General features: G+C 48.8%; 4 protein-coding genes. All 4 read left to right on the top strand.

Features of this window, described 5'->3' with window-relative positions:
• Window positions 1-89 precede the first annotated feature (89 nt).
• The 4 genes from LVD11_RS16840 (at window position 90) to LVD11_RS16855 (ending at window position 1,997) form a co-directional block, all read left to right on the top strand.
• Window positions 90-440, top strand: a complete 351-nt coding sequence (locus LVD11_RS16840) for a hypothetical protein (protein ID WP_237060860.1) — start codon at window positions 90-92, stop codon at window positions 438-440.
• A gap of 88 nt (window positions 441-528) precedes the next feature.
• The gene (locus tag LVD11_RS16845; RefSeq protein WP_237060861.1) at window positions 529-945 is read left to right on the top strand and encodes a hypothetical protein; all 417 of its coding nucleotides are present in this window, start codon (window positions 529-531) and stop codon (window positions 943-945) included.
• A gap of 121 nt (window positions 946-1,066) precedes the next feature.
• Window positions 1,067-1,444: a DUF7674 family protein gene (locus LVD11_RS16850; RefSeq protein ID WP_237060863.1), complete on the top strand. Its 378-nt coding sequence runs from the start codon at window positions 1,067-1,069 to the stop codon at window positions 1,442-1,444.
• Between the two features lie 103 nt (window positions 1,445-1,547).
• Window positions 1,548-1,997 (top strand): hypothetical protein, encoded by a 450-nt coding sequence (locus LVD11_RS16855; RefSeq protein WP_237060865.1) that lies wholly within the window; start codon window positions 1,548-1,550, stop codon window positions 1,995-1,997.
• Window positions 1,998-2,145 lie beyond the last annotated feature (148 nt).

Consider the following 2,145-nt stretch of genomic DNA (forward strand, 5'->3'; position numbering starts at 1 on the left):
TTGGGTATGTAAGCCCGGCAGAGTATGAGCGCAAATGCGCGTAGTTAGAGTGTCTACTTTTTGTGGGTAAGACCAGTGCGCAATCAGTTATGACTAAGTCTGAAGCGATCAAGAAGATTGAGCAGTCCATAGCTGAAGGGGCGCAACTGATTACCCCTAAGGGCAAAACTTACGAGGAGCACTTGGCCGAGGTATTACGAGCACTCTTTGAGCACGTAATTGATCCCATCCCGGTTACTGTCACCTCTGCTTGCTTTCCCGAGTACGATTTTGAGAAGTATAAAAGTTCAAAAGTGATAGCCATCGCGCACATGGATAATAGTTGGCTACTTACACTGGAGTCAGAAAATGAGTTCGCTTTGGGCTTCGGAGAATCGCCCGAAAACATCATGATGCACGGATTTTCATCCTCGGATGCAGTAGGAGAATGGTGTGCATAGTAGTCACATAACCAGACGCATCAGTACGCGGCCTTCGGCCGCCGGACGCCACTGACGTGGCGCCGCTGTGCTTCGGCGTTAACTAGATATGCACCTGAACGAGTGGATACAAAAGGGCCGGGTCTACATATGGACCTATGAAGGCAACCCAAAAAGTTATCGGGGCTGGCATTTAACCTGCGATAAAGATGGGGCAGAGTCGCTAGCTCATTTGGTGGCAGCAATTGCAGACGCCGATATGGGTAAAAGACGCACGGTCAAACTGACTAGGCCGTCAGATGCTCAACTGCTAGTGCCGAATTGCAAATTTAAGCATCACTCGTTCGATAAACTGGTGGTTAGTCATGGTTCGGCGTGGCTTATTGAAAGCGACGCCGAGAGAGTAGTCTTGTCGATTCCTAGCGAATTGGCTGAGAGCCTTAAAGCCAGAATTTCTGGCATTCCGCGTGGGAAGGGTGACATTTCTATGGGTATTCCTGGGAGCGAGCTATGGTTCTGGTGGTAGGAGTTAACAAGGCCAGGCACGCGACGCCTACTGCATTACGGCTTCGCCTCCATTCCGTAGCCGCGCATGCTGGCTGGCGTTATAAGCCAAGAAGGTTCGGGATATGATCTCGAGAAATGAGATGTTCAAACCAATTTTGGCTGTTTCTGATGGGTTCAGGCCGATTTGGAACGCGTTCGTCAACGAATGGGGAGACGATGAAGAGCTTCCTCAATACTTGGCGCTATCAGATTTAGCCAGGTACATATCTAAGCTCGTTTCAGAATCTCGAACTCAAGAGCTATCCGACATTTTTGAGGTGATTGAGCGCTGGCACCTTGAGGGAGATGACTATGTCAGGGAAGCAGTCACCGTTGGCATCCTAGAGAATCTACAAAACATAAATGTCGTCGGATCGGATGTTCCCGATCAGGTGCAAAAATTGCTGCTCCCAGAGTCGAAATCGCAATGGGCAAAAATAAACGAGTTCTGGGAAACCGGTAAATTAATCAGTGAGTAGTCAGCTTATAACAAGGCCAGGCACGGCGACGTCTACTGCATTGCGGCTTCGCCTCCATTCCGTAGCCGCGCATGCTGGCAGGCGTTAAGTTTTAGGGGCATGAATGGAATATCGTTACTCCCGTGAATCGCTAAAGCAAAGCAAAAGAGCCATGTGGGATCGGGGCTTAAGATACCTATTCATTTCGGCGGGTTGCCTCGGGTTTCTTCTTTTGCCGTTCGCATGGTACTTCTGCCTCACCCCATCTTTGATCTATTTATATCTCGGGGTTATGGAGATCAAAGATTCCTTCGGCGATGTTGAAGAGCTCTACGAATCTTTAAGAATAGTGACGACCGATGAAGGTATCGAAATCTACACTAGCCCAGACAGAAGACCTTTCAAGATGATTTGGGAAAATATGACGATTATGGAAGAGATTGTGGAGGAAGGTGTTCTAAAACGATTCGTCGTCAACACTGGCGTGAAGTACTGGAAAACATATGAGTTCGATAACAAGATTGAAGCCTTTAGTGATCTTTACCGGAATGTGTGTGCCAAGGTCAAAACTTAACAAGGCCATGAAGGTTGTTCCGGGCCTTCGGCCCTCCACCGGACGCCCTTTTCAGGGCGCCGCTTATGGCTGGCGTTATAACAACTAAGGAAGTCTGCCTCCATGTTTAAGCCCGGGGATTGGGTCCATACGCAACACGGAATTGGTC

Origin of the sequence: Microbulbifer sediminum (genome assembly GCF_021729035.1) — a bacterium.
Taxonomy (GTDB): domain Bacteria; phylum Pseudomonadota; class Gammaproteobacteria; order Pseudomonadales; family Cellvibrionaceae; genus Microbulbifer; species Microbulbifer sediminum.